General features: G+C 37.3%; 22 protein-coding genes. 6 read left to right on the forward strand and 16 right to left on the reverse strand.

Going from position 1 to position 25,348, the window contains the following annotated elements:
- Positions 1-48: 48 nt before the first annotated feature.
- Positions 49-1,131 (reverse strand): hypothetical protein, encoded by a 1,083-nt coding sequence (locus RLO81_RS10530; RefSeq protein ID WP_350111158.1) that lies wholly within the window; start codon positions 1,129-1,131, stop codon positions 49-51.
- Between the two features lie 105 nt (positions 1,132-1,236).
- Entirely contained in the window at positions 1,237-1,869 is a 633-nt protein-coding gene (locus tag RLO81_RS10535; protein ID WP_350111161.1) for a response regulator transcription factor, read from the reverse strand.
- A gap of 157 nt (positions 1,870-2,026) precedes the next feature.
- Between RLO81_RS10535 and RLO81_RS10540 the strand changes: the two genes are divergently transcribed.
- Positions 2,027-4,201: a bifunctional alpha,alpha-trehalose-phosphate synthase (UDP-forming)/trehalose-phosphatase gene (locus RLO81_RS10540; RefSeq protein ID WP_350111164.1), complete on the forward strand. Its 2,175-nt coding sequence runs from the start codon at positions 2,027-2,029 to the stop codon at positions 4,199-4,201.
- Here the strand turns inward: RLO81_RS10540 and RLO81_RS10545 are convergent.
- The 7 genes from RLO81_RS10545 to RLO81_RS10575 all read right to left on the reverse strand — a co-directional run bounded on the left by RLO81_RS10545 (position 4,184) and on the right by RLO81_RS10575 (position 15,798).
- The gene (locus RLO81_RS10545) at positions 4,184-5,410 is read right to left on the reverse strand and encodes a 7TM-DISM domain-containing protein (RefSeq protein WP_350111166.1); all 1,227 of its coding nucleotides are present in this window, start codon (positions 5,408-5,410) and stop codon (positions 4,184-4,186) included. The two genes, RLO81_RS10540 and RLO81_RS10545, sit on opposite strands and share 18 nt — an antisense overlap.
- A gap of 87 nt (positions 5,411-5,497) precedes the next feature.
- Positions 5,498-7,282: a glycoside hydrolase family 15 protein gene (locus RLO81_RS10550; protein WP_350111169.1), complete on the reverse strand. Its 1,785-nt coding sequence runs from the start codon at positions 7,280-7,282 to the stop codon at positions 5,498-5,500.
- Between the two features lie 259 nt (positions 7,283-7,541).
- Positions 7,542-9,809 carry an aconitate hydratase gene (locus RLO81_RS10555; RefSeq protein ID WP_350111172.1) on the reverse strand — a complete coding sequence of 756 codons (2,268 nt, stop codon included), beginning with the start codon at positions 9,807-9,809 and terminating at the stop codon, positions 7,542-7,544.
- A gap of 145 nt (positions 9,810-9,954) precedes the next feature.
- The gene (gene folE / locus RLO81_RS10560) at positions 9,955-10,644 is read right to left on the reverse strand and encodes a GTP cyclohydrolase I FolE (RefSeq protein WP_350111175.1); all 690 of its coding nucleotides are present in this window, start codon (positions 10,642-10,644) and stop codon (positions 9,955-9,957) included.
- The gene (locus tag RLO81_RS10565) at positions 10,607-11,014 is read right to left on the reverse strand and encodes a 6-pyruvoyl trahydropterin synthase family protein (RefSeq protein WP_350111178.1); all 408 of its coding nucleotides are present in this window, start codon (positions 11,012-11,014) and stop codon (positions 10,607-10,609) included. The genes folE and RLO81_RS10565 overlap by 38 nt, the downstream gene beginning before the upstream one ends.
- Positions 11,015-11,102: 88 nt before the next feature.
- The gene (locus tag RLO81_RS10570) at positions 11,103-12,005 is read right to left on the reverse strand and encodes a PorP/SprF family type IX secretion system membrane protein (RefSeq protein WP_350111181.1); all 903 of its coding nucleotides are present in this window, start codon (positions 12,003-12,005) and stop codon (positions 11,103-11,105) included.
- Between the two features lies 1 nt (position 12,006).
- The gene (locus RLO81_RS10575) at positions 12,007-15,798 is read right to left on the reverse strand and encodes an FG-GAP-like repeat-containing protein (RefSeq protein ID WP_350111184.1); all 3,792 of its coding nucleotides are present in this window, start codon (positions 15,796-15,798) and stop codon (positions 12,007-12,009) included.
- A gap of 103 nt (positions 15,799-15,901) precedes the next feature.
- Between RLO81_RS10575 and RLO81_RS10580 the strand changes: the two genes are divergently transcribed.
- A complete protein-coding gene (locus RLO81_RS10580) occupies positions 15,902-16,381 on the forward strand; it encodes a hypothetical protein (protein ID WP_350111187.1) in 480 nt (159 codons plus the stop codon).
- Positions 16,382-16,384: 3 nt separating this feature from the next.
- Positions 16,385-16,870 (forward strand): hypothetical protein, encoded by a 486-nt coding sequence (locus tag RLO81_RS10585; protein WP_350111190.1) that lies wholly within the window; start codon positions 16,385-16,387, stop codon positions 16,868-16,870.
- On the opposite strand, the gene RLO81_RS10590 is transcribed toward RLO81_RS10585, so the two are convergent.
- Both RLO81_RS10590 and RLO81_RS10595 read right to left on the reverse strand, forming a co-directional pair.
- The gene (locus RLO81_RS10590; RefSeq protein ID WP_350111193.1) at positions 16,860-18,047 is read right to left on the reverse strand and encodes a cytochrome P450; all 1,188 of its coding nucleotides are present in this window, start codon (positions 18,045-18,047) and stop codon (positions 16,860-16,862) included. The two genes, RLO81_RS10585 and RLO81_RS10590, sit on opposite strands and share 11 nt — an antisense overlap.
- Positions 18,044-18,292 (reverse strand): acyl carrier protein, encoded by a 249-nt coding sequence (locus tag RLO81_RS10595; protein ID WP_350111196.1) that lies wholly within the window; start codon positions 18,290-18,292, stop codon positions 18,044-18,046. The genes RLO81_RS10590 and RLO81_RS10595 overlap by 4 nt, the downstream gene beginning before the upstream one ends.
- 81 nt (positions 18,293-18,373) lie before the next feature.
- Between RLO81_RS10595 and RLO81_RS10600 the strand changes: the two genes are divergently transcribed.
- From RLO81_RS10600 to RLO81_RS10610, 3 genes are read left to right on the forward strand one after another with little or no spacing between them, the layout of a single operon-like run.
- Positions 18,374-19,033 carry a phosphoadenylyl-sulfate reductase gene (locus RLO81_RS10600; RefSeq protein WP_350111199.1) on the forward strand — a complete coding sequence of 220 codons (660 nt, stop codon included), beginning with the start codon at positions 18,374-18,376 and terminating at the stop codon, positions 19,031-19,033.
- Positions 19,030-19,950: an NAD-dependent epimerase/dehydratase family protein gene (locus RLO81_RS10605; RefSeq protein ID WP_350111202.1), complete on the forward strand. Its 921-nt coding sequence runs from the start codon at positions 19,030-19,032 to the stop codon at positions 19,948-19,950. The genes RLO81_RS10600 and RLO81_RS10605 overlap by 4 nt, the downstream gene beginning before the upstream one ends.
- 47 nt (positions 19,951-19,997) lie before the next feature.
- A complete protein-coding gene (locus tag RLO81_RS10610; RefSeq protein WP_350111204.1) occupies positions 19,998-21,980 on the forward strand; it encodes a monovalent cation:proton antiporter family protein in 1,983 nt (660 codons plus the stop codon).
- 62 nt (positions 21,981-22,042) lie between these two features.
- On the opposite strand, the gene RLO81_RS10615 is transcribed toward RLO81_RS10610, so the two are convergent.
- The 5 genes from RLO81_RS10615 to sufD all read right to left on the reverse strand — a co-directional run.
- Positions 22,043-22,459 carry a BrxA/BrxB family bacilliredoxin gene (locus RLO81_RS10615; RefSeq protein WP_350111207.1) on the reverse strand — a complete coding sequence of 139 codons (417 nt, stop codon included), beginning with the start codon at positions 22,457-22,459 and terminating at the stop codon, positions 22,043-22,045.
- Between the two features lie 59 nt (positions 22,460-22,518).
- Positions 22,519-22,845, reverse strand: coding sequence for an SUF system Fe-S cluster assembly protein (locus RLO81_RS10620; RefSeq protein WP_350111210.1), 327 nt, complete (start codon positions 22,843-22,845; stop codon positions 22,519-22,521).
- On the reverse strand, positions 22,842-23,276 hold the full coding sequence (locus RLO81_RS10625) for a SufE family protein (RefSeq protein ID WP_350111213.1): 435 nt from the start codon (positions 23,274-23,276) through the stop codon (positions 22,842-22,844). Before RLO81_RS10625 ends, RLO81_RS10620 begins: the two co-directional genes overlap by 4 nt.
- The gene (locus RLO81_RS10630; RefSeq protein WP_350111216.1) at positions 23,273-24,517 is read right to left on the reverse strand and encodes an aminotransferase class V-fold PLP-dependent enzyme; all 1,245 of its coding nucleotides are present in this window, start codon (positions 24,515-24,517) and stop codon (positions 23,273-23,275) included. The genes RLO81_RS10625 and RLO81_RS10630 overlap by 4 nt, the downstream gene beginning before the upstream one ends.
- Position 24,518: 1 nt before the next feature.
- The coding region (sufD, locus tag RLO81_RS10635) for a Fe-S cluster assembly protein SufD (RefSeq protein WP_350111219.1) at positions 24,519-25,348 on the reverse strand (830 nt) is incomplete at its 5' end.

The following is a 25,348-nucleotide window of genomic DNA, read 5'->3' on the forward strand; positions in this document are numbered from 1 at the left end:
CCTTGCCTGAAAATCAGGCAAGGTTTTTATTTAATAGTTATTTACTTTTTATTCTGGATTGTTGACAAAGAAAGTTGTAACCTCCGCATCTGTAAATCCATAAATTGTTTGAATATCTTCAATAATTTCATCTAGGTTAGATAAAAGAGATGCATCATTTAAAAATTGATAGCTCGTTGGCGTAGCACCATCTGCAGCTAATAATTTCTCCAAAATGCTATCTATTTGTGCATCCGTTATCTGCTTATTAGTCAGTCCTTTAAAACCGTGAGCAAAGGCAACTCCTTCTGCATAAGCGTGCATGGCATTACCCAATGCTGCAGGATCGTCACCGGCATTTTGTAATTGAACCTTAGTAGCATTACAGTAGTATATTACAGTAGCAAAATTTGATTTTTCCCATGCAAGTAGATAGTCAGCAAGTGCTTGATCTCTTGTTTCATTAAAACTGCTACCAGCTTCAATGGCGGCTTTAGCAGTGATAAGAGCCTTTTTAATATCATAAAAGAAACCCATTTCTGTTACTTGATTCGATCTTCGCACCGCATAGGTAGCTGCCGAAGTAACATTATCTGGATTAAATGAAGCATCAGTACCAACTATTTCAACCAATTTATCAATGGAAGCACTCGTTAGTTCACCACTAATTACGGAAAGTGCGTGGTTGTAAAGAGCAGCACCAAAAGAGCCTTTTTCAACTAGTTGCTCTAATTCTAATCCATTTTCGTCTAACAGGCGAGATCCAAGTAATCCTCCTTCTTCACCGGGAGCTGGCATACCTGCACCAGGATTTTGAAAACCGTCATCATCATTCGCAGCCTTCACCAATTCTACCAACCAGTTCTCTATTTTCGATGAATAGCTTGAAAGTGTAACAGATTGTAGCGTTGATGGGTATGAAATTGCACCAACTGTTGTAGTTCCCTGAGCATTTGATTCAGCGGCATTAACTGCCTCAGTGAGCATTCCTAACTCTTCAATTACGAGGTTTTCTGATGTTACATTTGAATTGTAGTTAGCTGAAGTATATTCTTCAGGTATTGTTAGCTGAGCAGCAGGATCTTCGTCATCATTACAACTAGCCGCAAAAAGCACAACGGTTAAAAGTGTTACGTTTAAATATAATTTCATTGTTATATGATTGTTTTAGTTATTACCGTGTGCAAATAAAATACACTTAAGACAATCTTGTTTAGAAAAAGTCTAAATAAAAATAAAAATCACTAGAAGTAGTGATTATTCACTAGAAACCAGGCCGATTTCCAAAGCGTATGCCACAAGTTGGGTAGGCGTTTTAAGTCGCAATTTTTTGAGGATATTCTTTCTATGAGAATTAACTGTGTGAATACTAATAAAGAGTTCTTCGGCAATATCGGCAGTTCGGTAACCCTTAGCAATAAGTTGTAATACTTCCATTTCTCTCTTACTTAGATCGGCAGGTTCACAGTTATTAGGATCATTACCATCAATATGTGACAGCATCTCTAATACCCTGTTACAATAAAATCTATTTCCTTTTGAAATCATTTCTACTGCAGAGAGGATTTCATCAGGGTCACAATCTTTAGTTAAGTAGCCTTTGGCACCAGAAGTAATAATACTTTTAATTCTTTGTTTGTCGGTATCGGAAGAGATAATTAAAAGTTTTTCTGCATAATTTGGTAAAAACTTATCTCTGAAATCAACTTTTTCCTTGGAAGTATATGGTTCTAGATAGTCAGTAATAATAATGGTGTAGGTCGATGGATCATTTACTTCTTCTAGTTTCTCTTTCATATCAAGTTCTAAACCATCGATATTATAGAGTAGATGGAAAAGACCATTTCTTGTTAGAAATTGAGGATCTAAAATAAGAATGGATTGTTTCAATTTAATTTAGATTAATTCTAAACAAAGATAGTTCACAAATTGCTCTTAACTAATAGTATGATCAAAAAAATACACATCGTTCGTATTAACATTCAATATCCTTTACATTTCAACATTGTGTGTGTATTATGGTTTATTAATTAGCTAACGTTTTATTATGTCCAAAACCATCATAGTCTCCAATCGATTGCCTGTAAAAGTTCTTAAAAATGAAAATGGGGAACTTCTTTATAAACCCAGTGAAGGCGGACTTGCCACAGGTCTTGGATCAATTTATAAAAAGGGAAATAATTTATGGGTAGGCTGGCCAGGAAGGTTTTTTAAAAATAAGGATAAAAAGAAAGAAGCCAGAGCAAAACTCGAATCCCAAAATATGAAGCCTGTTTTTCTAACACAGGAGGAAATTACACTTTATTACGAGGGTTTTAGTAATGAAACGTTATGGCCCAATTTTCATTATTTCAATCAGTATGCGCTTTACAGAAAGTCGTATTGGGATGCCTATGAAAAGGTGAACAAGAAGTTTTGCAATGAGATTCTAGATGAACTGAACCCGGGAGATAGGGTTTGGGTACATGATTATCAATTAATGCTAGTTCCTCAAATGATTCGAGAGAAGAAACCGGATGTTAGTGTGGGTTTTTTCCTGCATATACCTTTCCCATCTTTTGAGGTGTTCAGATTATTACCATGGAGGCGTCAGTTATTAGATGGTGTTTTGGGAAGCGACTTAATTGGTTTTCATACCTATGATGATATGCGTCACTTTCTAAGTGCCGTTAGTCGTATTTGCTATATCAGTAATCATCATGGTCAAATTCAGAAAGACAGGCGCACAGTTGTTACTGATTCATTTCCAATTGGAATTGATTACGATAAGTATGCTAATCAGGCCGCGCACCCAGATACTCTAAGTAGAGAGGTAGAATATAGGACTTCGCTAGGCGATCAAAAGCTGATTCTTTCTATCGATAGGTTGGATTACTCGAAAGGTATACCTGCAAGGCTCCAAATATTTGATATTTTTTTAAAAAATTACCCTCAATATCAAGGTAAGGTTTCTTTAATGATGGTAGTTGTACCATCACGTGATAGCGTAGAAAAGTATAAGCACTTAAAAGAAGAAGTTGATTTATTGGTAGGTAGAATTAATGGAAAATACGGCACCGTCAATTGGACGCCCATACATTATTTTTATCGCTCATTTCCAATAGAAGATTTATCTGCATTTTACCGTATGGCCGATGTGGCAATGGTAACCCCAATGCGCGATGGAATGAACCTCGTATGCAAGGAATATGTGGCCAGTAAGCTGGATCAGAAAGGGGTATTGATTTTAAGTGAAATGGCTGGTGCCAGTAAAGAGCTATCAGATGCAATTATTGTGAATCCTAATGATAAGCACCAGGTAGTAGATGCTATTTACAGGGCTTTAACTATGACAGAGGAAGAACAAAAGAAGCATATTTCGATCATGCAGAAAACACTCAAGAAGTTTAACATTCATCATTGGGTGAGTTTGTTCTTGGGCAAATTAGACGATGTCACCCGTAAACGTGATGAATTGGCCACAAAGGTAGTAGACAAAAAAACGCAAACCTCCATTCTTAAAGCTTATCAAGCAAAAAATAAGCGCATGTTGTTTCTTGATTACGATGGTACCCTTGTTTCATTTGATAGTGACCCACAAGCTGTAAAGCCTGGTAAAGAGCTGCTCAAAATATTGAAGAAACTTTCAGAAAATCCTAAAAATCAAGTAGTAATTATCAGTGGTAGGGATAAAACAACACTAGAAAGTTGGTTAGGTCATTTGCCAGTAGATTTTATTGCCGAACATGGTGTTTGGTTAAAAGATAAGGCAGGAGAGTGGTATATGGCCGAAGGTCTGGATAATAGTTGGAAAGATGAGATAAGGGATATTCTTGATATTTATGTAAATAAAACACCGGGTTCTTTTATTGAAGAGAAAGATTACTCTTTGGTTTGGCATTACAGAAAGGTAGAAACAGGTTTAGGTGAGTTAAGGGCTCGGGAAATAATCAGTCACCTTAAATACCTTGCCGTGAATATGAACCTACAGGTGTTGGAAGGAAATAAGGTAGTAGAGATAAAAAATATTGAAGTAAATAAGGGAAAAGCCGCTTCAAAATGGGTGAGTAACTACAAACCTGAGTTTATTATGGCATTAGGGGATGACTGGACTGATGAAGATACATTCAAAGCACTACCAGATGAGGCGTATACTATCAAAGTGGGAGATATACACTCGGCTGCAAAATACAGTGTTGAGAGTCCGGAAGTGGTTGTCAGGTTCCTAAGCCTTCTTAATTGAGAGGGCGTAGTAAGTCATAGACCCACTTAGCAGATAAAAGATTATTAAGTAGCCTAAATTCAAGATGTATGGGTTTGGAGAGACAAGTTGTTGATAGGAAATCAGATCGTAAAAAAACAGGCAAACAATCAAAACAATTGATATCGACATTGTTGTTGAACCCTTCTCACTATGGATCACAGTATTGATTATAGCTATTAAAACATAAAAAAGCGTTATACCGAGGAATACGAAGAAATAAATTAGTAGTGAAGTAAACCAAAAAACCGGACTTAATAGTGTTATGCCAGCATAGAGCAAACAAATTATTATTGCGACTTTCTTTGCCCAATTGAATGTATACTTATAATATAATCTGTGAAAAATGAGTATTCCAACAAGAAGTGTTAATGGCAGTATAACATATTCCACTCTTATAGCAGCAAACCAATTGAACTCTGGGTACCAATCAAAAATCGGATAGGTGGAAGAAAAAGCGCCTCTGATTGACCAACATAAACTAAAAATGGCAAACCATAGAATATGTATTTTTCTTTTTATTACAAATAGAACTAACATAATTAGGGCTAGAACCAACAATCCTATAGTCTTAACTTTATCAGCCAATTTATTTTTTGCCAAAAGTGCTTCTATGTCTGTAGCAGTACCCATCATAATTTGCTCACTTATTCCACCCTTGCTATGATGGAAATTTGCTACTTGAATCATCAAATCGATGGTATCGGATGTTGGAGTGAATTTTGCAATTGTTGCTTGCCAGAAAGGTTCATAAGTATTTCTGTCTGTGCCCACCTGCCCAATGTGGCCAACTTCTGTACCATTCACGAACACACGATGACTCGTATACATGGAAGGCAAATAGATTCCAACTTCTTTATTGGTTAGTTCGCCAACAACCTGTAACCTGTACGTGCCAAAACCGATGGAAGACTTGTTTGCATCGTGATTGATCCATAAGTCAGGCGCTCTTACAAGCTCGGGGACTATGTTGACAGGAGGGGAAGCTAGTAGTTGTTGCCAATAAAATTCCCACGTACCATAAAGATTAAAAATACCATCTTGTTCAAGATTCCAATCAGCTAAATCTAATTGTCCACGCAGTGCCAAAGGGGCAGACTTATTTGTAGCAAAAGTGCCACATGCAGAAGTGATTATTAGAAATACAGAAAGGAGATATTTAATTCTAAAAATGGTGATTGTGAAATTCATCAAGAATTTATAAAAGCCAGCTAAACAGATTTTCATACGCCATTAGCCGCCAAAGTAACCACACGAAAGAATTAATAATTGACTTATTTAAAGAAAATTGGGCTTATCTAATTTTCTGCTAATTCTATAGGCTGCATTTACTAAACCAACATGACTATAAGCTTGTGGAAAATTACCCCATTGGCTTCCGTTTATTGCATCTACATCTTCGCTCAGTAAGCCAACGTGGTTGCTATAAGAAACAAGCTGCTCAAATGTTTTAATAGCTTCATCCACTCTACCAACGCATGTTAATGCTTCTACATACCAGAAAGCACAGATTAAAAATGTTGTTTCAGGCTCGCCAAAATCATCTTTGTGTTTATATCTAAAGAATAGGCCTTCTTTGGTTTTAAGGTCTTTTTCGAGGGCCTTCAGATGCTTACGTGCTATTTCTGAATCATGATCTAAATAATTCATCATAATCAGTTGCAAATCACTGGCGTCTAGGTTTTTGGTTCCTATTGCTTGAGTATACACACCTCTGTCTTTATCTAAACAAGCCTCAATTTTATCGGAAGATGCCTTAATGAGATTGTCTGCTAATTTCTCTATTGATTTATCGCCAAATGATTTACCAATTTTTTTGGCTGCAGATGCCCCTGCCCAATGAAAAAGGTACGTATAGCTATGGTATTGAGCAAAGTTCCTAAACTCCCATAAACCAGCATCTGGTTCGTCCATCAAATTTTCTATTTTTTGAAGAAGGGTTTTGATTAGTTTAAGTGAGTCAGATCGCTCAACATTAATAAAACGTTTATCGGTATACAGTGGCAATAATGAAACCAATACCTGGCCATATACATCATTCTGAACATGTGTGTATGCCTGATTTCCTACGCGCACTGGAGTGTTACCTTTATACCCAGGTAAATCTAAAATAAGTTCATCAAGAGCAGTTTCACCTGTTATGCCATAGAGAGGCTGAAACCTGTCCTTTACCTTGACTGAAATGTTCACGATATAGTTAAAGTACCTTTCCAATTCCTCAAAGTGGCCTATATTGTTGAAAGCCGTAAGTGTATAATAAGCATCGCGCATCCAGCAATAGCGATAATCCCAATTGCGGCCACTACCATCGGCTTCTGGCAAACTGGTTGTTCCAGCCGCAATGATGGCACCTGTATCTTCATACTGGTGAATTTTAAGGGCAAGGGCAGATCTGTTAATATCAGCCTGATGAAAGTTGCTTACGCTTAGATTTTTCACCCATCCGCGCCAATAGAGCTTCGTTTTTTCAAGGAAATTCTCACATGTAATTTTCAATGGTGCTTCTAATGGTGCACCATATGTAAGTACTAAGTACTTTGTTTCATTTAAAACTATCGATTCACCATTAATTATATAGGACAGCGGAAAATCTGTAGTTAGTCGTAGTTCTTTTTCTAATCCAAGGTATTCAATATGGTTACTGGCTTCGTATTGTTCTGGATGTATTTTACCATAGTTGCCTACGGGTTTGCAACATACTTTCACTCTGGGTGACCCTTCCAGTGGTTCAACTTTTCTAATCAACATCAATGGTTTAAAATACCTGTCAAATTGATAGAACCTAGGTGCGAAGTCAGTGATGCGATATTTACCTTCTTCACAGGATATCTCAGTGCATAATATGTTTGTATTTTCTAAATAGCGCTGCTCAGAATGACGAATTTCACCATGTGGAAAAAGGGTGAACTCACCGCCATTTTTATCATCTAACAACTTTCCAAAAATAAAACTGCTATCAAAACGTGGCCAGCACATCCAATCGATACTAGAATTCTTATGTATGTGGGCTTGAAATGAGCAGTTGCCGATCAGGCCATAATCGTACGTATGTTTCTTTGCCATAAGATTTAAAATTACGCTAATGGAGTAGGGGATGCAAGCGAGATTTTGAGTATTAGTTGCTTTTAAATACCGAACCTTAATTGTGTTGATTTAAAACGTTTGATTTGGCTTTATGTTTTTATGATCTAAAATGGTCAAAATCACCACAGAGTACACAGAGACTCGCAGAGTTGAATAATCGAAACAAAATAATATTTTGGATAAAAAAAGAGGCTAACTCTTTTGAGACAGCCTCTTAAAAATAAAATGTAATTGTTTATTAATTTTTCTCTTTAGCAGCAATCAGGTTAAGCGCAGATCCTGCTCTGTACCAACCTATTTGAGCTTCATTGTATGTATGATTTAATTTGATCTTTTCTGAAGAACCATCTTCATGATTAATTTTTAATGTCAACGGCTTTTCTTCTGCAAACTGATCAAGGTCTACAAAGTCAAACGTATCATTCTCCTTAATTTTATCATAATCATTTTCATTAGCGAAAGTTAAACCTAACATACCTTGCTTTTTCAGGTTAGTTTCGTGGATTCTGGCAAATGATTTAACCAATATCACTTTTACACCCAAATGTCTTGGCTGCATTGCTGCATGCTCTCTTGATGACCCTTCACCGTAGTTATGGTCTCCAACAACTATGGTAGGGATACCCTTGGCTTTGTAATCTCTTTGAGTAGATGGAACCGGTCCATATTCGCCAGTTAACTGGTTCTTAACCTTATCGGTTGCATCGTTGAAGTAATTAACTGCTCCTGTTAAAGTATTGTCAGCAATATTATCTAAGTGTCCTCTGAACCTTAACCAAGGGCCAGCCATTGAAATATGATCAGTAGTACACTTGCCCTTAGCTTTAATTAAAAGCTTCATGCCTGTGATGTTCTTGCCATCCCAAGGCTCGAAAGGAGTAAGTAGTTGTAATCTTTTCGAGTCAGGTGCGACTTTTACTTCAACACTGCTTCCATCTTTGGCAGGTTCTTGATAGCCATTATCTTCCACATCAAATCCTTTTTCCGGAAGCTCAAAGCCAGACGGTGGATCTAACTTCACCTGCTCGCCATCCTCGTTAGTCAAAGTGTCAGTAAGTGGGTTAAAACCTAGATCACCACTGATAGCTACTGCTGCTACCATTTCCGGTGATGTTACAAACGCATGGGTATTTGGGTTGCCATCAGCTCTTTTAGAGAAGTTTCTGTTAAAGGAGTGGATGATAGTGTTTTTTTCTTTTTTATCTGCACCCGCACGATCCCACTGACCAATACAAGGGCCGCAAGCATTTGTAAATACTCTTGCGCCTAATTTGTCGAACACATCTAGTATACCATCACGCTCAACGGTAAATCTAATTTGCTCTGATCCGGGATTGATACCGAAATCTGATTTAGGTTTTAATTTCTTATCTACAGCTTGTTTAGCAATTGATACAGCTCTTGTCAAGTCTTCGTAAGAGGAGTTGGTACATGATCCTATTAAGCCCCATTCAACATGCATTGGCCAACCATTGGCTTCAGCTTCTTTTCTCATTTGCGAAACTGGAGTAGCTCTATCTGGTGTAAATGGTCCGTTAATGTGCGGTTCTAACTCAGAAAGGTTGATTTCAATTACCTGGTCGAAATATTTTTCAGGGTTGGCGTACACTTCATCATCACCAGTTAAGTGCTCTCTTATTTCATTTGCTAAATCTGCAACTTCTGCTCTTGCTGTGGCACGTAGGTATCTGTCCATTGAATCATCGTAACCGAAGGTAGACGTGGTAGCTCCGATTTCAGCGCCCATGTTACAGATGGTTCCTTTACCGGTGCAAGACATTGATTTGGCGCCTTCTCCAAAGTATTCTACTATAGCGCCAGTACCACCTTTTACTGTAAGGATGCCAGCTACTTTAAGAATAACGTCCTTAGGAGCAGTCCAGCCACTAAGTTTACCTGTAAGTTTCACGCCAATAAGTTTTGGAAATTTCAGTTCCCATGGCATGCCGGCCATAACATCTACAGCATCTGCACCACCCACACCAATGGCAACCATACCTAATCCACCTGCATTTACAGTGTGTGAATCAGTTCCTATCATCATACCACCAGGAAAGGCGTAGTTTTCTAATACAACCTGGTGAATGATACCAGCACCCGGTTTCCAGAACCCTATGCCGTATTTGTTAGAAACGGACTCAAGGAAGTTGAATACTTCACCACTTGCAGAAAGCGAATTTCTCAAATCTTCTACCGCACCTTTCTTAGCCATGATTAAGTGATCGCAGTGTACTGTTGAAGGTACTGCCACTTTCTTTTTACCAGCTTGCATAAACTGTAATAGTGCCATTTGTGCAGTTGCATCCTGCATGGCTACTCTGTCGGGAGCGAAGTCTACATACGATTTCCCTCTTTTAAAAGCCTCCAACTTCTGATCGGAATGTAGGTGGGAATAAAGTATTTTTTCTGAAAGTGTGAGTGGTTTGTTTACCACCTTACGGGCAGCTTCTATTTTTTCAGCCATACCAGCGTAAACTGTCTTAATCATGTCTAAATCAAATGCCATATTTTATTTATTACGGTTGTCTAAATTGAACTTTAAAGTTACAAATTATATTAATCCACGGAAACGTGAATTCATACTAATTGCATAACAAAAAAGTCACTATGATAGATTCATAGTGACTCTTATAAAATACAATATAATATGCTTATTTACTATTGATGTAGTTCAAAAATTCATTCTTTATTTGAGCGTCCTTAAATTTTCCACCAAAAAACGCAGTACCTGTTTTGCTATTAGTATCACCAACACCTCTGGAAGCCACGCACATGTGATTGGCATCTACAACAACACCAACATGCTCTGTTTTTAATACTTTTTGTAATTCCTTTGCTATTTGTACCGTTAATCGTTCTTGTACCTGCGGCCGTTTGGCAAAATACTGTACGATCCTATTAATTTTAGATAAGCCAATTACTTCTCCACTGGAAACGTACGCAACGTGAGCCTTTCCATAGATAGGCACAAAGTGATGTTCACAATGAGAGTAGAAGGTTATATCTTTTTCCACAAGCATTTGGTCATACTTGTATTTATTCTCAAATAATTTGGCTTTAGGTTTATTGTCTGGATTTAACCCACTAAAAACCTCTTTCACATACATTTTGGCCACACGATGAGGTGTGCCACTTAATGAATCGTCTTTAAGGTCGAGACCTAGAATATTCATAATTTCAGTGAAATGTCCCTCTATTTTCTCAATTTTTTCATCGTCAGACAGGTCAAAGGCATCTGCGCGCATAGGGGTTTCTATTGAAGTTCCTACATGTGCTTCGGCAATCTCCTCATCCTCACTGTAATCACGCTGGATATTCAACAAAATTTCTTTCTGTTTCATAAAGTTTAATTTTTAAATCCAGGGCTTTGTCAATTTCCTTTCTCAATATAGTGTAGATAACTACGGCAATATTCTCAGCAGTAGGATTTAGGTTTTTGAATTCTTCAGTATCCAGATTGAGGTTTTTATGATCGAATTTTTTTAATACTTTCTCCTTAATTAGGTCGCTAAGTACTTTCATATCGTACACGTAGCCTGTTTTAGGATCAATCTCTCCCGTTAATTTAACGATTAGGTCGTAATTGTGCCCATGATAATTAGGGTTATTGCATTTACCAAATACCTTGGCATTGGTTTTTTCATCCCAATCAGGGTTGTGCAGGCGATGTGCTGCATTAAAATGTTCTTTTCTAAAAATGGATATTCTCATCTGTCCAAAATCAAACAGCGCAAATATGATTAATGTTCAAACAAGAATCACATTAATATTAAATTTTAAGAAATACGAGCGCTAGTAACTAAAAGTATCGCTCTTTGATGAAGTGACCATCGAGTAATTCAAGGTCGATTGATAAACCAATTTCGTGTGTGTTAAACTGGGTTCCAACTGATTGATTGGTTGGTACCTCAAATGTATAGTTGAACCGGATATTCTCTTGGATTAGTGCACTGAGAATAAGGCCATAGGTTTCAAAATTTCTGGTGAGAACGCCAGCAGAATACTTGTCTAAAAACAAAAGACTAGTGCTTAAATCCACTGAAGCTGGAACATCAGACACAGCTTTAACCAGCGCGCCAGTTTTAAGTGATAAACTTGTGTTAAGTAAGAATACATAGCCTAATCCTAAATAATAATGACGAGAAAAAATCTCAGAATTAACAGCGCCAAATTCTTCTTTACTATTAACTAATCGCGGAACGGAGAGGCCGACAAAATATTGTTTCCCTTTTAGAATAGCCCCGGCCCCGAAATTTGTTTTGGTAAAACTTTGCGAGCCTTCAAAAAGTGCATCGCCAGCATCCCGTACTTCCAGCTCGCCATTGTCATCCCTATAGCTGTTAATACCAAACTGCATTCCAAATGAAAAGGTATTATCACCAAACTCAATTTTATAGGAGCCGGCCATATTAATTTGCGTGTTGGTTGTGATACCCAGTTCATCTCTGATGATTACTAAGCCACCGCCTACTTTGTTATCTAAAAAAGACGAATGTGCTGTCGCTGATAGCGTTGTAGGTGACCCATCTAACCCATTCCATTGGCTTCTGTAACCGACAGAACCTGTAAAAACGTCATTAATGCCTGTGTAAGCGGGGTTAAGGACAATTGGGTTGTTTAGATATTGCGAATATAAAGGATCTTGCTGGGCTTGTGTCGAGCCGTAAATAACTGTAAATAATATTAGTAGTATTTTTTTCATATTATTTCTTGATTACAATAAACCCTTCATAACTGCCTTGTGGACTTTCAATTTTATAGAAATAAGTACCTGCTGGAATGTCATTTAGCTGAGTATTATTCTCTATGCTTTCATAATCTGATAATGTTTTTACTAAATCTCCCCAACGATTGAAAAGTTGAATCTTATTAGGTGATGTAAGATTTACGATCTCCCACCAATCATTGAGCCCGTCACCATTAGGTGAGACAGCATTGTAAATGATCAAATCGCCCCCAGGTTCAGAGCTTTCCACAGTAATAATAAGCGTGTTTTCATCAGTATTACCATCTGGGTCAGTGGCTCTTACGACTATATTATCTTCTCCAGAAAAGTTCAGTCCTGAATAATCAATTCGTAGATTACAATCTTCTTTAGTTGTAGCCGCGCCTGATAATGTACTGATTACTTCAATGAATAACTCATCGAAATCATTATCAGGATCTGAAATAATCTGACAGAGGTCTATCGTAACTACGCTGCCCACTTGTGTAGTGGTTGGTGTTGTATTTACAACAGGTGGCTGAGTTGATGACCCAGAGATATTAATAGTTCTTGGATACGGGATACTGGTGGCCTCACCATCATTTGCTGTAAAATTCACTAATCGGCTTCCAGCACCATTCGATGTTCTGAAAGTTACCGTACGTAGTGCTGTTTGATACTGGGCAAGAGTTGCTGACCCAGAAAGTGTAAGTGTTCCAGCATTTACACTGCCCGTTATACCATTTTGATTATTAAACGCTACCTCATCACCAGATTGGAAATCGGTAATTGTAACTGTTGCACCGGCAATTGTTGTATTATCTACGTCAAAAACCTCTATCAATGGATCAATGGCTACAGCGACTGTATTTTGAGTATAACTCAATGGGTTTTGACCATTTTCAGATACTACTGAAGGCGGATCGTTTACAGGAACTACCACGATATCTCTTGTGATGGTGTTACTGTCATCAGTACCATCATTTACAGTGAATGAAACGGTGCGTGTTAAACTTGATGGATTATTTGAAATATTATTGTAGACCACAGAACGCAAAGCAGTCTGATAGTTGGCCACACTACTGGTTCCTGAAAGCGTTAGTATGCCATTTGAATTATCAAAACTTCCTGTAATACCGTTTTGATTAGCAAACTCCACGAAATCATTCGAAGGTGCAAAATTGTTTGTAATGGTTACTGTTGCTCCAACAAGACTTGCATTATCAGAATCAGTTACGGTAATCCCCCCATCAATGGTTACAATACCATCACCTTCTGTATATGTAAGGTCTCCTGAAGAACTTGCCAACACGGGAGGGTCATTTGGTGTAGGTATGACATTGACTGTAATAGTTACAACATCAGCGCTTCCAGGGTTAGTATTATCGAAATCAATTACTTCAAACCGTATGGTTCTTGGTGTACCGGTTACAGTTGCCCCAATGTTTTCGTAAGTAACACCCGACAGCACCATGGCTAATTCGCTATTTAAGGTGGTTGGAGGGACATCTATAGTTAGAATACCAGCATTAGGGCCAGTAGTCTCAAACGTGCCTGAAGTACCGAAACCAGGATCGAAATCAAGCAAATCTTCACCTGAAATATAATTTTCAATTACAACACGGGCTTTTCTAATAGGATCATTAGTTGCATCAGATATCGATAAGCCGTTCGCCAATAAAACAGGTAAATCACCTTCGTTATATGTAACTGTTGTGGTACCTGTTGTACTTATTTGTGCAGGGATGTTTTGATTTTCAAGGTATAGTATTTCATTGGACGAAAGCCCAACTAATACATCCAAATCACCATCATTATCTATGTCGAGTAGTGCTGGTTGCGAATCAGATCCGAAATCAAAATTGGCGCCAACGCCATCATTAAAAAAAGGACTACCTGCGCCTGTAACTTGGTTTAAACTGGTGCCATCGTTTTCGAAAAAGAAGAGTTGACCTGAATATGTTCCAGCTGAAATTCCAGCTACAACATCAGGATCACCATCATGGTCTAAGTCAGTGAAATAGGGTTTTAAAAAACCATATCCAATGTTAATATTGTTTACGGGTGGGTCATTAACATCAACCTCCGTGAATGAGGGTGTAGTAACATTTCCATCATTGCGTACAAATTGAAAATTTGAGGTAGAATAATTTACCCCATAACCGCCAATAAGTACATCAAAATCAAGATCTCCATCAAAATCAGCTAATGAACTCGCAAATTCAGTATAATTTTGGTAGGTAGTAATCGGACTCACTTCACTATCAAATGTCCCGTTGTTTCTAAAAAATAGAACTTCTGATCTTGTGGGTCCGTAATTTGTTGTATCGGTCGTCACAAACAAATCAGCGTCACCGTCATTATCAATATCAGCAAAGGCTGGTACGGGTACATTTCCTACATTGCCTGCGAGAGGAGTAAAAGGATTTGATCCACCTGTTTGCTCTATAAAATTACCATTTTGGTTATTTCTGAAATACCTTAATTCACTATCATATTTTACGCCTAACACTACATCTAAAAAACCATCTCCATCGATATCAACAGCTGTAGGTGCAACATCATAACTGCTATTGAACCCACCAAACGGACTGGCGTTTCCAGCAACTTCAACAAAAGAAGGGGAGGACGCTGTGCCTACATTTTCAAAAAAGTTTAATGCTCCATAAAGGGAAGAACCTACTATTAAATCAAAGTCGCCATCATTATCGAGGTCAACAAACTCTGGTGATGCATCATTCCCAACGTCAACACCATCAAGAGGGTTTCCAGCACCTGTAATTTCATTTGAAAAGGAAGGGACTGTGGCATTACCAGTGTTTTGAAAAAATCGAATATAGCCATTCTGATCTCCTACAAATAAATCTAAGTCACCGTCATTATCAATATCTACAAATGAAGGGTAAGTGCTATCAAACCTTGTTGCAACGTTGGCATTAGCATTATATAAAGGAAGAAAAAGAGGGTTTGAACCTGCTATTTGTTCCGTAAAATTGTTTGAGCCATCATTTTGCCAAAAAGCTACGGCACTGTAATCGTTTGTAAAAAAGTCTCTTCCTAAAAATATGTCCAGGTCACCATCATTATCAATATCCACAAGTTCCGGTCGTGAATAATAGTTAGCTGTTACAGGGAAACTGGTATAAACATTGTCTAAAAAGGAAGGTGAATTATAAGTAGTATTAAAAGATGGTGAACTGGCATCACCATAATTTTCAAAATGTCGCGGTCGATTATAGTATGATCCAAATATCATATCTTGATCACCATCCCCATCAAAATCACCAAAAGATGGTGAAGAATACTTACCGTTGTAAATACCATCAAATGGATTATCAATGCCTGTTCTTCTAATAAATTCAGGGTTATTGGCAGTTCCAACATTTTCAAGAAACTCCAAATAACCACTTTGTATACCAACAACAATATCAAAATCACCATCATTATCTAAGTCTACAGCAAAAGGCTGTTTATTATTATCTAATGATATTCCAGATTTAAACGGGTTATTCTGATCATTTTGAACAAATGGACCAAGTTGCTGAGCATTGGCTGTATTAAAATGAAGTGCAAATGCAATACTTCCAACTGCAAAGCCTAATTTTAACTTTAGCTCAAGCGATTTGAGCTGCCTGTATAATCGATTTAATGTATTGGCTAGTTTTCTCTGGTAGCGGAAAGTTGTGCTGCCATTTGTTTTGGAAGAAATGGCTTTTTTGTATCTACTTAGAAATTTTAGATACTTTTTCCTGGTAGACCTGTATAATTGATGGTTGATGTTGGTTTGCATATCTGATCAGGGATATAGGTAAAATTCAGATAATTTTAGACAATATCATAATTATAATTCTGATAATTATGGAAACAGTAATATTTATTAATATCTAGATAACATGAAAGGTAACAATGCGGCTATACATTTAACAATTTACAATGATGTGTTATCAAGTCAAATACAAAATCAAGTAATAGAATTTTGGTTGCAACATGGTGTATTAAATCAAAGAGCTGCAAGAGAAAGGGTAAGTGACGTGCTAATTATTGCACGAAACACGGAGAATAAAATTATAGGCATTTTTACATACGCTTTAAAATACATCCCTTTATTAAGAAACTATATGTATTTAATTCGTTTGTCAATTTCACCAGGTAATAGCTCTGCATTTCTAGTGCTGAAAATGGGCAAGATGGCATATGAAGTGTTAAAAGAAAAGGCAAAAACAGAACAAAAAAAACCACTCGGTCTATTCGCACTTATTCAGAACAACAAGATGATTCGAAAATGGAATTGGGCCATATGGCCAAGGTTGCCCTTTATCTATATAGGAAGCACAAATTCCGGCCATCACAGAAGGGTGTTATATTTTAAATGAAATATGAGTATAGATTTTAGCGACATTGAATTTAAGGAAGTATGGCAAGACCAAAAGTCGATGCCTTCTAGTATTGATTTTTGGGATTCAATATTTGAACAATCAACATTTAACACTCAAAAAAGAAGTAAACAGGTTGTTTATCATGTATTTAGTGGGAAAGAGATAATTGGTCTTTCAACTGCAGAGGAGGTTGCACTTCATAATTTTGAAAATAACACATTTTTTAATTTTCGCATGTTAATTCATCCTAATTATCGAATTCCTGGATTGGCAGATACCTTGGCAGTGAAGACCTTAAATTTTTTAGAAGAACTCCATTTAAATATAGAAACAAGTGCAATAGGTGTGATTACCTTGATTGAGAATAAAAGAATTCTAGAAAACAAAACCACTGTATTTTATCCAGCTACCAACTTAATGTTCGCTGGCTATACAAATAAAGGTGCTCAAATCAGATTAAAATATTTCCAAGGAGCTAGGATTTAACAGTTACTTTAAGGTTGTTAAACCCGCGAATGGCTAAGTTATCGTACCAATTCGCAGGTTCTGAATTAATAGAAATAGATTTAAAATTATTTAAAAAAGCTGGAATTGCTCTAGAGGCTGTTAATTTAGCAAGCCAATCCCCAAGGCAATAATGAATTCCCTGTCCGAATGACAAATGTTTTGGGTTGCGGGTTAAATTAATCGTGTTAGGATTTTTAAATTGAGCAGGGTCTCGGTTGGCACCACCTATCGAAAGCGTTGTTGTTTCACCTTTGTTAATTTTCACTCCGCCAATTATTTCATCCTTTAAGGCAATTCTACCTAAAAGCTGAACTGGTGAGTCGTATCTTAAAAGCTCCTCCAGTTTATGATTAATAGTATATGAATCTCGAAATTCATCGATCAAACCATTCTGTATAATATGGTACAAAGATAAGCTCATGAAACTAACGCTTGTCTCTTCTGCTGCGACAAATAGAAATATTAGCAATGAAGTAAGTTCTTCGTTGGTTAAGGGTTCATTGAGTTTTTCATTTTCATTGATATAGGTACGCGCTAATCCTTGCTCGAAATTGTTTTGTTCGATTCTAAACTTAAAAAAATCAATAAATGCTTTACTTGATTTATCGAGCGTTACGAGTTCTCTTAGACTAACGTATAAATCCAAGGCCTTTATCATTTCCTGACAAAGCCGATGCAGCTCATCATAATCTGTAGTGGTAATTCCTAAAATTCTGACAATATTTCTTGTGGGTAGGAGTGACGTATACTCTTGTACAAGGTCTACAGTATTTTCTTGAATTTTAGATAGGACACCATTAATGTTATCGTTGATGATATCTTCCACACCTGCTTTAGACCAGTTTTCTACCATAAACTTCCTGATTCGAGTGTGGCTAGGAGGATCCAACTGTAAGACAAAAGTATTTATAGCATCCTTCACATGGCTAATGTCAATATTCTTATTTTGGAGATAGTCAACACTACGTTCAATCCATAATTTTCTGTTTCCACTTCCAAAATTTTTATTAATAAGTATAGTTTTTACTTCATTGTATCCGGTCACAATCCATTCTCCCGTTTGAGCTTTATATATGGGAGATTCATTCCTTAGTTGATCATACAAGGGATAGGGGTCAACTTTATATCTCGGAGTCAATGGGTTCCAAAGATTCATTTTGCAAGTTTGGTTGTTACCAGGTAGTTACTAAATTCTGCTATCGTTGGATAATCCCAAAAATCTAGCGGTGTTAAAGCTATTTGGTATTCATTTTCTACTAATTCCAATAAATAAATTGCACTGATAGAGTCCAGACCTAACTCAAAAAAAGACTGGGATTCTTTGATTTCATTAATAGAAATGCCTGATTCTTGAGATATAATGTGCTTTATAAAATTACCTACTGTTTGACTCGAAAACATTACTATTTAATATTCACAAAAGAAACAAATTATTTTCTTCACCGAAGTGTTTAGATATCTTTGGCAACTTCAACCGAAGATATGACATTCGAAGAAATAAAGTCTAAAATAGAGCAATATCAACGGGAAGGCAAGCGGCTTTTTACCACTTCGTCTTTTCAATCGCATAGTATCGTTCTGCTTCATATTTTAAGTAGAATTGATAAGTCGATACCTGTAGTATTTATTAATACGGGCTATCACTTTCCTGAAACTGTTGAGTTTCGCGATAAAGTAACCAGGGAGTTTGGGCTTACCAATGTAATCGATCTGCGCCCGGATGTCCCCAAGTTTATGCAGCGCGATTCTGAAGGCAGGTTATTGTTTACTTCCGATCCAGACCATTGCTGTTACCTAAATAAAACACAGCCGGTGGACGGGTTACTGCTTCGACATGATGTTTGGATTAACGGTGTGCGTGGTGATCAAAGTGCAGTGAGAAAGGCAATGAAGGTTGAACAACCAGCTCCGCACGATTCTATTCGTTTTCACCCAATGCTGGATTGGAATGCAAAAATGATTTATCAATACCAGAAGGAGTTTAATTTACCTAAGCATCCGCTTGAGTCTAATGGGTATTTAAGCATTGGTTGCGAACCCTGTACAAGAAAAGTTGACCCTGAAATGATGGAACGTGAGGCACGATGGTATGGTATGAATAAAACAGAGTGTGGGTTACACACAGATTTAGTTAGCAAATGAAAATACTAGTTACCGGTGGAGCCGGATATATAGGAACAGAGCTGGTTTACGCACTGGCACAGGATAATAAAGTAACTGAAGTTGTGGTATATGACAACTTGAGCAGACCTAATTATAATCTTTTCATTAATGGTAAAATGCCAAATTATGAAAAGGTGAAATTTGTAAAAGGGGAGTTGCTAGATTCCAGGCAGTTGAAGAAGGTACTGGAAGGAGTTGAAATTGTGTATCATCTTGCAGCAAAAGTTACTACTCCGTTTGCCAATACAGATCCGCATTTTTACGAGCAGGTAAACCATTGGGGTACGGCTGAGTTAGTCTATGCACTGGAGTCTAGTGATGTTCAGAAACTGATTTACACGAGTAGTACGAGTGTGTATGGCTCATCTAAAAAAGCGGTAGATGAATCAGTTTCGCCCAACCCTAAAACTTTCTATGGTATTTCAAAGATGCGGGGAGAAGAGCATGTTGCACGATTAGGCGATAAAATGAATACGATTATTTTACGATGCGGTAATGTATATGGCTATAGTAAAAGCATGCGATTTGATGCCGTAATAAATAAGTTTGCCTTTGAAGCTAACTTCAACAAGAAGATAACTATTCATGGAAATGGGCGACAGTATCGTTCTTTTATTCATATAGATCAGATGAAGGCCGCCTTGTCCAGATTAGTTTCCAATGGCGTAGAAACAGGAGTTTATAATCTGGTTACGAGAGATTTGTTAGTGCTGGATATAGTGGATGAGTTAAAGCAACAAATTCCTGAACTTGAGTTCATTTTTGTTAATCAGCATCTAAAATTACGTGAATTAAAGGTAAAGGTGAATGATAATTTTAATAATAAACTAGGAATTACGAACGATAAATCATTTGCACAGGAGTTAAAAGAATTCCGAAGTCATTTTAGTTTTTAATCTATTAAATTTATAGTAATCAACACGCACTAAACTTTGATAAACCCATGAATATTCCTCTTCTGCCAGACATTGTTATTATTCTTGGGCTTTCGGTTATTGTTATCTTAATCTTCCAGAAGTTCAAACTACCTACCATACTTGGCTTTTTAATTACGGGTGTTATGGCTGGCCCTCATGGACTTAGTCTTGTTAAAGCCTCTCACGAAGTTGAGGTATTATCAGAGATAGGCATTATTCTACTCCTTTTTATTATTGGCCTGGAGTTTTCACTGAAGAGTTTAGCAGCCATTAAGAAGGCTGTATTTCTGGGTGGAGCAGCTCAGGTAATTTTAACAATTGCAGTGGCTGGGCTAATAGCCACTTATCTTGGATATGGAATTACTAAGGCCGTTTTTATAGGATTTTTATTCTCTCTGAGCAGTACTGCAATTGTATTAAACATTTTACAAAGTAGGGGTGATATTAATAGTCCGAATGGTAAAATAACATTAGCCATTCTAATTTTTCAGGACATCATTGTTGTGCCCATGATGTTGTTAGCACCTATAATGGCGGGCAAGTCGGATAACGTAATGCTAACGCTAGCCATACTGTTATTAAAGACATTATTTGTGGTAGGCTTGGTGATTATTGCAGCCAGATATGTCTTTCCTCGTTTATTGTTTGAAGTGGCGAAGACACGAAGCAGGGAGCTATTTATACTAACCATTGTTGTTTCTTGCTTTGCGGTAGCATGGCTTACTTCCAGCATTGGTCTATCATTACCTTTAGGGGCATTTATTGCGGGGCTTATTATTTCAGAATCTGATTACAGCCATCAGGCAACAAGCCAAATTATGCCTTTTAGAGAGATATTTACAAGTTTCTTTTTCGTGTCAATAGGGATGCTTCTTGATATTTCTTTCTTCTTACAAAATGCCGGAGTGATCATTGGATTTACAGTTGCAGTCTTTTTCATAAAAGGTACTATTGGTACGCTGGCAGCGTCTATATTAAAGTATCCTCCAAGGGTATCAATACTGGTGGGTTTAGCACTTTTTCAGGTGGGTGAATTTGCCTTTATACTATCAAAAGTTGGGATTGAGAACGGATTAATTGATGCCGTTACCAATCAGTATTTCTTGTCTATATCAGTTCTGTCAATGGCACTAACACCCTTTGCATTTATGTTTTCAGGGAGATTGGTGAACTTGTTTAATAAAACACAGTTATCAAAGGGTTTAGCAAAATTCAATTACTGGAATGAAAACGTGGATGATCAGGAAAATATAGAATCGCTCCAAGATCACGTGATTATTATAGGATTTGGGGTAAATGGTAGAAACGTGGCTAAAGCAGCCAAGGCAGCAGGCATACCCTATGTGATCATTGAAATGAATGCTGAGACAGTGAAGGAAGAAAAATTAAAAGGCGAACCTATACTTTTTGGTGATGCCTCTAATCCTTTTATATTGGAGCAGGTAAAAGTTTGGAGCGCCCGCGTTGCAGTTATTGCCATTTCTGATGGTCCAGTGACTAAGAAAGTTGTTAGTTCTATTCGTGAGATATGCCGTACTGTATTCATTATCGTGCGAACCAGGTACATCAATGATATTAGTGCTAACTTAAATTTGGGTGCCGATGAAGTAATCTCAGAAGAATTTGAAACAAGCATTGAGATTTTTACCAGGGTTTTAGGCAAGTACCTTATACCTGATGAGCAGATTACACATCTTGTACAGCATATTAGAGGTGATAATTATAAAATGATCCGGCCTGAAATTGAGAAGGAAGCAGGCAGTCTGAATATTCCTAATTTGCGAATTACAAGCGCTACCGTTTCTCAGAGCGACAACAGTATTGTTGGGAAGTCATTAAAAGAAGCAGCTATCAGGCAAAATTGGAGTGTAAATATTGTTGCCATTCAACGTAATGGGAGCTTTATAGCTGAACTTGATGGCGACACAAGGATTAATCAGAATGACATTATTTATATAATCGGTACACCGGAAGCTGTATCAGAGATTAATAAGTTGTTAAAAGTTTAGTATTACACAAAAAAAAGGCCCTGCGTTAACAGAGCCATCTCTAAGAAAATTAAATTTTTTGATTAGCAATACTCGTTAAATACTTCTAGCAAGTGATTACCGATCATCTCCGCGTTTCTGCCTTCTATGTGGTGTCTTTCTACAAAGTGTACCAATTCGCCATCTTTAAACAATGCGATAGACGGAGATGACGGAGGGTAAGGTAGTGTATACTCTCTTGCCTTTGCCACAGCTTCCTGATCTACGCCAGCGAATACTGTTGTTAGATGATCAGGCTTTTTGTTAGTCATTTCTACAGCCCATTTTACTCCAGGACGTGCTGCACCTGCCGCACAACCACAAACGGAGTTAATCACCATTAAAGTAGTTCCTTTATGATCGGTCAGGTGGTTATCTACATCCTGTGCTGATTTTAATTCTTCAAACCCTACAGATGTTAAATCTGATCTCATGGGTGCTACTAGTTCTTCTGGATACATATTTATTAGTAGTTAGTATTAAGTAGTTAGTATTAAGTAGTTAGTAATTAGTTAAGTTCTTATAAAAATCCGAGCTCAAGCTTTGCTGCTTCACTCATCATATCTTGCGAGTAGGGTGGATCAAATGTGATTTCAACATTCACATCATTTACACCTTCTATTTTCTTTATATTTTCTTCAACTTCCGAAGGAATAGTTTCGGCTGCCGGACAATTAGGTGATGTTAAAGTCATTAATACATACACGCTATTAACCGGATGAATATTAATTTCATAGATTAAACCCAACTCATAGATATCTACAGGTATTTCAGGGTCATAAACATTTTTTATAGCCTCTAAAACCTTATCTCTTAACGTTGTTTCCGATTGTTGAACTTCACTCATGCCTCAATTTTACTTTTTAAAGCCAATGCGTATAATTTCATTTGTTTGATCATCGCCCCAAAGCCATTAGAACGTTGGGTTCCTATAAAGCGTTCCATCCCAATGCGCTGTGGAAAGAAGATTTCGGCATCCACTATTTCGGCTGCTTTTTGGCCTGAAAGTATTCTTACAAGCAGACTAACAAGGCCTTTTGTGATAGCTGTATTGCTATCGGCTTTGAAGATTACCTTATCATCATCTAGCTCAGCCGTTAGCCATACTTTTGACTGGCAACCTTTTACAATATTATCGTCTGTTCTGTCCGCATCATTAAATTCAGGGAGTTTTTGGCCTAATTCCATTACATAGAAATTGGTCATTTCCATATCACCATCCAAAATGGCAAACTCTTCAATTATCTCTTCCTGAATATCGCTTATTGTTTTACTCATGGTTTCATGAATTTTACAACGCGTTGTAACGCCTCAATCATTCTATCAATTTCTTCTTTTGTGTTGTAAACGGAGAAAGAAGCCCGCACCGTTCCTTCAATACCGAAATGATCCATCAAAGGCTGAGTACAGTGGTGCCCTGTTCTTACCGCAATGCCACTTGCATCCAACATTTGTCCGATATCAAATGGGTGAATGCCATCAATTAAGAAGGATAATACACTTACTTTATGATCAGAATCACCCACTATATGCAGTCCGGGAATAGTCAATGCTTTTTGTCTGGCATATTGTAACAGCTCTTCTTCATGAGCAGCGATGCTTTCTTTGCCTGTCTCATCGATAAACTCCAATGCCTTTTTAAAGGCTACTACATCTGCAATATTGGGTGTGCCCGCTTCAAACTTATAAGGGATGTCGTTGTAGGTTGTTTTTTCAAATGAGACTTCCTTAATCATTTCTCCACCACCTTGATATGGGGGCATAGCTTCCAATAATTCGCGCTTGCCGTATAAAGCGCCAGTTCCTGTTGGGCCATAGCATTTGTGCGCGGAAATAGCATAAAAATCGCAGTCCAACTCCTGAACGTCTATGTTCAAATGAGCTGTAGCTTGAGCACCATCAATCAATACTTTCGCGCCAACCTTATGTGCTTCTGCAATAATCTCTTTAACAGGATTGATTGTTCCTAAGCTATTGGAAGCATGATTTACGGCAACAATTTTAGTTTTATCTGATAGCAGCGACTTATAATGATCCAAATCCAATGTGCCATTATCCAACACATTAATTGGCTTAACTACAGCTCCTTTTTCTTCGGCTATTAATTGCCACGGAACTATGTTAGAATGATGTTCAAGTCCACTGATAATAATCTCATCACCTTTATTCAGAAATTTACGTCCAAAAGAAGCCGCAACCAGGTTAATGCATTCGGTAGTGCCTTTGGTAAAGATGATTTCTTCAGCTTCTTTGGCGTTTAAAAATCCTCTTAAATAATGCCTTGTATCTTCAAATGCTTTTGTTGCTTTTTCTGCTAATGTATGGATGCCTCGGTGTATATTGGCATTATAGCCTTTGTAATAGCTTTCGATGGCATCAATAACTACTTTAGGTTTCTGGTTAGTAGCCGCATTATCAAAATAAATCAATGGTTTGCCATTTACTTCTTGGTGAAGTATTGGAAATTGTTTCCTGATGTTATTGATATCGATTGTTTGGGTGCTACTTACAGAAGGCATATTAAAATTCTTTATGTAATCTTTCAGAAATAAGGTTTTCTAAAAAGTTTTTAAGTGGCTCTAGTTTCACTGTCTCCAATACCTCAATGGCAAAAGCATACAATAGGAGTGCCCTTGCGCTATCCTTGCTCAATCCTCTTGCGCGCAAGTAGAAAAGGGCATCTTCATCTAACTGACCAGTTGTACAACCGTGTGAACACTTTACATCATCCGCCCAAATTTCTAGCTGCGGTTTAGTATTTACCACTGCAGTGTCCGATAGCAGTATATTCTTATTTGATTGAAAGGCATTTGTCTTTTGTGCTTCTTTTCTTACAAACACCTTACCATTAAAGACCCCTTTTGCTGAATCTTCTAAAATACCTTTATATAGTTCATTACTTTCGCAATGTGGTTGGATATGGTCTACGGAAGTATGATTATCAACATGGGTTTTGCCATTCACCAGGTATAATCCATACATGTTTGTTTCACAGCCTTCGCCATCTACAATAACATTTAGGTTATTTCTGATAATGGCACCGTTTAATGTAAAAGTATACGCTGAGAATACACTTGAACGTGACTGATACACCTGTGTAGTGCCCACCTGATAAGCAGACTCTTTGTTATTCTGAACACGATAATATCCAATATGGGCATTTTCGTCAACCATTACTTCAGTTGCAATGTTAGAAAAGCTGGATTCTTTACCTTCTGTAAGGAAAAATTCGATGAAATTAGCTTGTGAGCTTTTGCCTGCAATAACAAGATTTCTTGAGTTCGAATAAACGGTTGATTCTGAAGAATCATTAATAAAGTACATGGCAATCGGTTTATCAACCACTACAT

It is taken from the genome of Fulvivirga sp., assembly GCF_040220315.1.
Taxonomy (GTDB): domain Bacteria; phylum Bacteroidota; class Bacteroidia; order Cytophagales; family Cyclobacteriaceae; genus Fulvivirga.

Bases quoted from the DNA above. Each gene is read 5' to 3' on its own strand.
- RLO81_RS10630 (WP_350111216.1), bottom strand. From the start codon at position 24,517: ATGCCTTCTGTAAGTAGCACCCAAACAATCGATATCAATAACATCAGG.
- RLO81_RS10570 (WP_350111181.1), bottom strand. From the start codon at position 12,005: ATGAAAAAAATACTACTAATATTATTTACAGTTATTTACGGCTCGACA.
- RLO81_RS10530 (WP_350111158.1), bottom strand. From the start codon at position 1,131: ATGAAATTATATTTAAACGTAACACTTTTAACCGTTGTGCTTTTTGCG.
- RLO81_RS10625 (WP_350111213.1), bottom strand. From the start codon at position 23,276: ATGAGTAAAACAATAAGCGATATTCAGGAAGAGATAATTGAAGAGTTT.
- RLO81_RS10580 (WP_350111187.1), top strand. From the start codon at position 15,902: ATGAAAGGTAACAATGCGGCTATACATTTAACAATTTACAATGATGTG.
- RLO81_RS10540 (WP_350111164.1), top strand. From the start codon at position 2,027: ATGTCCAAAACCATCATAGTCTCCAATCGATTGCCTGTAAAAGTTCTT.
- RLO81_RS10550 (WP_350111169.1), bottom strand. From the start codon at position 7,282: ATGGCAAAGAAACATACGTACGATTATGGCCTGATCGGCAACTGCTCA.
- RLO81_RS10605 (WP_350111202.1), top strand. From the start codon at position 19,030: ATGAAAATACTAGTTACCGGTGGAGCCGGATATATAGGAACAGAGCTG.
- RLO81_RS10565 (WP_350111178.1), bottom strand. From the start codon at position 11,014: ATGAGAATATCCATTTTTAGAAAAGAACATTTTAATGCAGCACATCGC.
- RLO81_RS10545 (WP_350111166.1), bottom strand. From the start codon at position 5,410: ATGAATTTCACAATCACCATTTTTAGAATTAAATATCTCCTTTCTGTA.
- RLO81_RS10590 (WP_350111193.1), bottom strand. From the start codon at position 18,047: ATGAATCTTTGGAACCCATTGACTCCGAGATATAAAGTTGACCCCTAT.
- folE (WP_350111175.1), bottom strand. From the start codon at position 10,644: ATGAAACAGAAAGAAATTTTGTTGAATATCCAGCGTGATTACAGTGAG.
- RLO81_RS10585 (WP_350111190.1), top strand. From the start codon at position 16,385: ATGAGTATAGATTTTAGCGACATTGAATTTAAGGAAGTATGGCAAGAC.
- RLO81_RS10600 (WP_350111199.1), top strand. From the start codon at position 18,374: ATGACATTCGAAGAAATAAAGTCTAAAATAGAGCAATATCAACGGGAA.
- RLO81_RS10610 (WP_350111204.1), top strand. From the start codon at position 19,998: ATGAATATTCCTCTTCTGCCAGACATTGTTATTATTCTTGGGCTTTCG.
- RLO81_RS10620 (WP_350111210.1), bottom strand. From the start codon at position 22,845: ATGAGTGAAGTTCAACAATCGGAAACAACGTTAAGAGATAAGGTTTTA.
- RLO81_RS10615 (WP_350111207.1), bottom strand. From the start codon at position 22,459: ATGTATCCAGAAGAACTAGTAGCACCCATGAGATCAGATTTAACATCT.
- RLO81_RS10595 (WP_350111196.1), bottom strand. From the start codon at position 18,292: ATGTTTTCGAGTCAAACAGTAGGTAATTTTATAAAGCACATTATATCT.
- RLO81_RS10555 (WP_350111172.1), bottom strand. From the start codon at position 9,809: ATGGCATTTGATTTAGACATGATTAAGACAGTTTACGCTGGTATGGCT.
- RLO81_RS10575 (WP_350111184.1), bottom strand. From the start codon at position 15,798: ATGCAAACCAACATCAACCATCAATTATACAGGTCTACCAGGAAAAAG.